The organism is Streptomyces sp. NPDC018019 (genome assembly GCF_044327805.1).
Lineage (GTDB): Bacteria > Actinomycetota > Actinomycetes > Streptomycetales > Streptomycetaceae > Streptomyces.
Genome location: NZ_JBIRGD010000035.1, coordinates 57,321 through 63,321 on the forward strand (window position 1 = coordinate 57,321; position 6,001 = coordinate 63,321).

Below are 6,001 nucleotides of genomic sequence, written 5' to 3' on the forward strand. Positions count from 1 at the left end.
GCACGGCGGCGGAACGGGCACGGGCAGGTGCGCAGCCCCCGGGCGGGCCGGGAACTCTGCCGCTGTGAGGCAGCGTAACGGCAGCCGCCGACAACGGGCCGGCAAACGCCCGGACACCGCGGAGACGGCCCACGGACGGACTGGCGCCGTCGGCCAGGCCCCGGCCCGGAGAAACGGGAAGATCGGTCAGGTAGCTGGCTTGGCGCGCCCCTGCGACACATCGCTGATCTACACGGCAGTCCTGGGCAGTCCGGGAACCTCGCCGGGCGGCGCGTAGCGGCCCCGTTCCGGTCGCCGCCGAAGGGCAACACAGGAGGGCCGCTCTTGGAATACTGGCGGGCATGTCCGGCATCATCGACCACCCGAGTCCTGCCCCGACCGCGCAGGACGGTGCTCTCGCCGAGCGTCTCGTCGCCCTTGCCGAAGAGGCCCTGTCCGGGCCGACCGAGCAGGTCGCCGACCAGCTCCGCGCCCACACCGCGCACATTGCTCTGCTGGACCGGCAGGCCCCCGTCGTCTCGGCGGTGCTGAGCATGTGCCGGGCGGCGGCCGAGCGGTGGCAGGCGAACGGCTTCGGGCGTTTCAGCGTCGCGCGGCACATGCCGTCGGTGGATCCGGCCCTGTCCAGCCTGCTCCAGGCCGCGGTCGACGGCGAGGCCGACGCACAGATCCGCGAACGGGTGCGGCGGGCATGCGCCGCCTCCGCCGCGGACGCGCACAAGCTGATCGCGATCAGTGCCGGTGTGCACGCGCTGCTCGAAGCGGGGCCCGGCCGCTTCCCCGCCGAGGCCGCCGCCGCGCCGATCGACCCGCGGCGCCTGCCCGACCTGCGCGCCCGGCTGATCAGCGCGCAGCAGGGCAAGCCCGCCGTCAACCTGCTCGCTCTCGCGCTGTTCGAGAACACCGGCACCCTCGTGCCGTACCTGGATGCGGCCGACGACGCCGCCCGGGTGCTGCTCGCCCAGGAGAACGACCGGCTCGCCAGGGCCCGGCTGTACCACGTGGACGAGGAGATGACCGAGGCCGCCATCCGCAAGGCGGAGCGCGGCCGCAAGGGACCGCTGGCCCCGCACCGGGTGCCCGCCCGCCGCGGGTTCATCGCCTTCGGCAAGCCCCTCGTGCGGACCGTGCCGGAGGGCGGGGAACGGCCGGCGGACATCGTCGCGGTGTCCTGGGGGCCGTGGGCCGCCGACTTCGCGCACGCCCCCGCACATCTGCGGCCGACCCCGGTCCCGGGGCCGCGGCAGCCGTTCTGGCGCTGGTTCGGTCCCGACGGCATACGGTACATCGAGGCCTTCGACGGCCGGGCGAGGCCGACGTGGTGGCTGACCTTCTGGAATCGCCCCACCCACACCGTCCCCGGCGCGCCGCCGCTGATGGCCGACAACGAGACCACCATCGGCGCCACCGAGACCCCGGGCCCGATGCAGCTCGGCACCACCGAAGAGGTCGCCCACGTCGTCTATGCGTGCTGGGACTTCATCACCCAGGAGCAGGTCACCAAACGTCCGATCACCCAGCAGCACATCCAGCGGCGCAAGCCCACCGACCTCCGGCGTGACCGGCGCAAAGGCGTGGTGGACGACTCCGCCGTCCACCTCGTCACGCTGCGGGGCCGCCGCCCCCAGCCCGCCGCGCCGGCCCCGGCCGCCCCCGCGCCGAGCGGGCGGAAGCTGGACTACCGGCAGGTGATCGCGGAGTACGACCGCTCGCACTGCATGAACCCGCGCCTGCACCGGGACGACCCCGACAAGGAGCGCCACCACCACGAGGAGATCACCGTGATCGAGCACGTGCGCGGCCCGGACGGTGCACCGCTGCGCCCGACGAAGGAGTCCCGCACCGTCCACCAGCTCACGGCGCAAACGGCGGCGGCCGCCGACGGGAAGTAGGTCGGCGGCCGCGGAAGACCGGGCGGTTGGAGTCGGTCAGGTCTTGGTGGGCAGCGTGGCGAGCGGGGACTTGCAGCCCTTCGGCGTCGCGCGGACGGCATCGAGGTCGATCCGGGACGAGCGCCGCACCCGGTCGAGGTCGGCCTGCCGGTACAGCCGGACGACGACGCCCTTGTACCAGGCGGACACGGTGGTCTGCGAGTGCGTCAGCAGACCCGCGCGCACAAGGTGGTCGAAGTCCGCGGCGCGCAGCCCGAGGGCGGCCGCCGCCTCGTCCCGGGTGTAGGTGCGGCCGGCGGCGGAGGCCCGGGCCACCTTGCCGCGGTCGGTGAAGCGCTCCAGAGTCAGCCCGCAGTACAGCGGATGCCCCTTATGCTCCCCCTTCCGGGGAAGGTGGCCCCGCCGGGCGAGTTCGGCGGCGGTGCCCGGGTGGACCGTCAGGCCGGTGAACCGCTCGGCGAGGTACCGCTCCGCGCGTCCCGCCCCGACATCGGGCACGGTGCCGACCGCCGCGCGCACCGCATCGAGGCGGGCGACGACGTCGTTGACGACGGCCGCCGACCACCGGCCGTCCAGGTCGGCGGCGGGGATCAGCTCCAGGCGCAGGGCCCGCTCGAACTGCCACTGCGGGAAGCCGATCCGGCCGCCGAACTGCCGCGGCCCGTACGACGTGAGGTTTTTGGTGGTCATCGGTGACGTTCCTCCAAGTTAGAAGGGTGGTTCGTTCGAGTAGCGGCCGCCCCACGGGTCCGTGGGGTCAGCGGGCCGTTCGGCGCCGCGTTTGCGCTCAGGCCAGATCCGCAGGGCAACGTCCTCGTCCTCGGGGCACGGGCCGCCGTAGTAGGCCATGCCCGGCTGGCCCTCGGGGCGGCGGCCGCCGTCGCGGAGGATCGAGCGGGCCGACTCGACCAGGTGCACATCGGCGTCCGTCTGGCCCGCGCCCACCAGGCGCCGGGCGGCGGTCAGGAACGCCTCGCTCATCCAGCGCAGGATGTGCCGGTCCAGGCCCGCGAGCGCGGACACATCCACCTGACGGGGCGCCAGCACCTTCTCCGGGTCGGCGTGCGGGTCGTCCCAGCCCGGGGAGCCGCCGACGGGCACCGTCGGCACATCGGTGTCCGGCCCGAAGGACAAGGACGCCAGATGCCGGCACAGGGCGGAGGCGGCCAGCACGTCGAGGACCGGCGGGCGGTCGAAGAGGCGGTCGGTGCGCTGCGCGAAGGTCCCGCTGCCGGGGACGGAGTACGCCAGCCCGGCCGCCGCCAGCTTGCCCAGGGCCGACGAGGCGGTGGCCATGGCCACCCCGTAGGAATCCTTGAGCTTGCTCTGCGAGGGGAGCTTCTCCCCGGGCCGGATCAGGCCCCGGTGGATGGCCAGGGCAAGGTCGCCTGCGATGCGCTCGGCGGGTGTCACGGATGAGGGCATGCCCCCATGCTACCTAACCTATCTAGATAGGTTAGGTAGGTTCGCAGAAAGTGGCCCGGTTCGGCCTTCCTGGTAGTGGCGGCCGAAATGCCAACGGAGTTGTGCCTGACCTGCGGCTACGAATGAGCGCTTCTTGATGCGCCGGTGTTCTCGCCGAGGAATGACCGGAACCCCCAAACGCAGCCGCTACGCTGCCCGTCGTGGAGTTCCCCCCCGACGACCGGCCCGCGCACATCCCGGCCGACCGCTACCGGCTCCAGTGGCAGCGGATCGTGCAGGCATGCCAGAAGACGTCCGGGTTCACCGCCCACACGGACGCGGATGTACAGGGCCTCATCACGCTGACGAACCGGATCGTCGAAGACGGGGACGGCGTCCCCGTCGCCATCGAGGGAAGCCGGCACCTGCACGCGCTGCTGCGCGGCCGCCCCGACGCGCAGGCGTGGGTACGCAAGGAATTCACCGACGCCTTCCGCACCGTCCCCGTCGTGGTCCAGCAGGTCATCGAGTCCGCCGTCAACGGCACCATCATCGACGACGGGCTCGGGTTGAACACCGTCCGTCTGCGCTGCGAGGTCCTGGAGTACGAACGGCCCCAGGCCCTGGCCGGCGTCCTGACGCTCCTGGGCAAGCTCGTCATCCTCACCACGCTCAGCGGCAAGGCCGCGCACTCCCCCCAGCAGTGGGCCCCCGACCCCAGGCGGCTGCCCGACTGGCGGCACAAGCTGATCAAGCAGTACAGGACACCGACGGCCGCCGAGTGGATGGCGCAGATGCTCGCCAGCGGCGTCTTCCGCGACGCACCGATTCCCGTCGCCGATCACCCCGAAGACGTGGCCCAGCTTCTACTCGCCCAGGAGGCGCGGCACCTGGCCGAGGCGCGCCTGTACTACGCCGACTCCGTCCAGAGCGGCATCGCGGCCCGCAAGGCGCACCGGCCCCGTACGACGCCGCTCGCCGCGCACCGGGTCCCGGCACCGTGCGGCTTCCTCGTCTTCGAGCAAGGCATCCCGCACCCCGAGAGCGGCATCCTGATCTCTGCCGCCTCCTGGAGCCGCTGGACGCCCACGAACGGACCGGCCGCGGGGTGGGAGATCGAAACGCCGGACGGCCCCGTCGATTTCGCCGAGGGCACCGAAGGTGCCTGGTGGGTCACTCTCTACACCGCTCCCACCACGACCACCAGCGCCACCCTGCCCCTCGTGTGGTTCTACCACCGGGTCATCCCGGACAACACCCGCTTCCCGCAAGCCCCCGACCCGAAGGCGTCTCTCGACACCGCCGTACGCACGGTCATCGCCTCGTGGGACCTCATCACGCAGGGCCAGGTCGCCAAGCCCGTCGTCGACATCACCGAACTACGCCGGCGCCCCAAGGACCTGCGGGCCGACCGGCGGCGCGGCATCAGCGACGACGGCCGCGTACGTCTGGTCACCATCAAACCGCGCAAGAGCGTGCCGCAGGCCCGACCCGGCTCGGACGGGGAGCACGATGACCAGGGCACCAAGCGCGTGTACCGGCACCGCTGGCACGTCTCCGAACACGACCGCGACCACTGCATGAACCCCCGCCTGCACGCACAGGGCGGATGCCGACACGAGAACATCACCATCGTCGACTATGTGAAAGGCCCGGAAGGCGCCCCCTGGAGCGACACGGTCAACCTCCTGAAAGGCACCTCATAAGCCCAGGCCAGGGGCTCTATCGGCCGGGGTGGTCAGGCAGCCTCTTCGCGGCTCATGTCTGGACAGTGTCCTCCCTTTGCCGCTCCGAGGCGAGGGAGCAGGGCGCCGCCCGGTAGCGACTCACCCCAAATTCTCACCTCTTAAGAGGTGAGTTGAGCCCAGTTGTGCGCGGTGCCGCCGAGATCAATGTCGGCGAAGAGGGGAGTCACTGGACCTGTTGAAGCCCTCTTCAGTGTTCTTCTTCCATGCTGGCCGTTGCCTGGACCTGCCACCGTCCCGCACTGCTCAAGCAACCTCGGCCATCTGGTCTTTTGGTGACCAGCGGGCCCGCGGGTTATCTGGCCAGACTTACCACCCAGGGTTCGCGCCACCGCCGCCGGAGAGGTGATCTGATCACCATAGAGTGACCTTTCCAGAACGGGCCGACTCCCCAGCCGGGGGCGGCCGTTGGGCTGGGCATGCGAAGGATCACCACTGCTATCGCCGTCGCTCTGGCTCTGCTCGGGCTGGCGGCTCCGGACGCCGCGGCGTCCGCCACCATTCACGACGGCCCGGTTGTCTTCCGTGTGGTCGGCGACGGCCTGCACGTCAAACGGGCATCATCCGCATGGAACGGCTCCCATCACGCCTCCGCGCGGTTGATGCTGGTGCGGCGCGGCCGCGACCACGACAGCGTGACCGGCTGGCAGCGCGGCCGGGTGCACCGGGCCGGCGGCAGTACCTGGACCGACGTGGCCTGGAACCTCAAAAACCGCCGCTTCCCGGACGGTTCGCGGCTGTGCGTCCAATGGGAGGCACGGTCGTACGTCTGCGCTACGATCCACGACTGATGGCACCACTGCTTCCATTCGGCTCGGTCACATGGGCCGAGCTGCGGCGCGCTGTGGCCCGGTGGCGACGCGCGATCACCGGCACTGGAGCCGGCGGGCGAAGCGCCCGCCGATGACCCCGGGCGATCGTGGGCGCTGAAGGCGGCCCCACGATCGCCGCGGCGGCTGC

General features: G+C 71.7%; 5 protein-coding genes. 3 read left to right on the forward strand and 2 right to left on the reverse strand.

The genetic code is table 11. The features are described from left to right. The first annotated feature begins 341 nt into the window (after window positions 1–341). Window positions 342–1,892 carry a hypothetical protein gene (locus tag ACH4FX_RS37510; protein WP_398485968.1) on the forward strand — a complete coding sequence of 517 codons (1,551 nt, stop codon included), beginning with the start codon at window positions 342–344 and terminating at the stop codon, window positions 1,890–1,892. A 36-nt stretch (window positions 1,893–1,928) separates the two neighbouring features. Here the strand turns inward: ACH4FX_RS37510 and ACH4FX_RS37515 are convergent, their stop codons facing one another. Both ACH4FX_RS37515 and ACH4FX_RS37520 read right to left on the reverse strand, forming a co-directional pair. Beyond that, window positions 1,929–2,582, reverse strand: coding sequence for a hypothetical protein (locus ACH4FX_RS37515; protein ID WP_398485969.1), 654 nt, complete (start codon window positions 2,580–2,582; stop codon window positions 1,929–1,931). 18 nt (window positions 2,583–2,600) lie between these two features. Continuing rightward, window positions 2,601–3,317 (reverse strand): GntR family transcriptional regulator, encoded by a 717-nt coding sequence (locus ACH4FX_RS37520; RefSeq protein ID WP_398485970.1) that lies wholly within the window; start codon window positions 3,315–3,317, stop codon window positions 2,601–2,603. Window positions 3,318–3,517: 200 nt separating this feature from the next. Here ACH4FX_RS37520 and ACH4FX_RS37525 point away from each other — a divergent pair, with 200 nt between their 5' ends. Then, a complete protein-coding gene (locus ACH4FX_RS37525) occupies window positions 3,518–5,002 on the forward strand; it encodes a hypothetical protein (protein ID WP_398485971.1) in 1,485 nt (494 codons plus the stop codon). Between the two features lie 458 nt (window positions 5,003–5,460). Next, window positions 5,461–5,832 (forward strand): hypothetical protein, encoded by a 372-nt coding sequence (locus ACH4FX_RS37530; RefSeq protein WP_398485972.1) that lies wholly within the window; start codon window positions 5,461–5,463, stop codon window positions 5,830–5,832. Window positions 5,833–6,001: the final 169 nt, after the last annotated feature.

Coding starts and splice junctions, on each gene's coding strand:
- ACH4FX_RS37530 (WP_398485972.1), top strand. CDS start 5,461: ATGCGAAGGATCACCACTGCTATCGCCGTCGCTCTGGCTCTGCTCGGG.
- ACH4FX_RS37515 (WP_398485969.1), bottom strand. CDS start 2,582: ATGACCACCAAAAACCTCACGTCGTACGGGCCGCGGCAGTTCGGCGGC.
- ACH4FX_RS37520 (WP_398485970.1), bottom strand. CDS start 3,317: ATGCCCTCATCCGTGACACCCGCCGAGCGCATCGCAGGCGACCTTGCC.
- ACH4FX_RS37510 (WP_398485968.1), top strand. CDS start 342: ATGTCCGGCATCATCGACCACCCGAGTCCTGCCCCGACCGCGCAGGAC.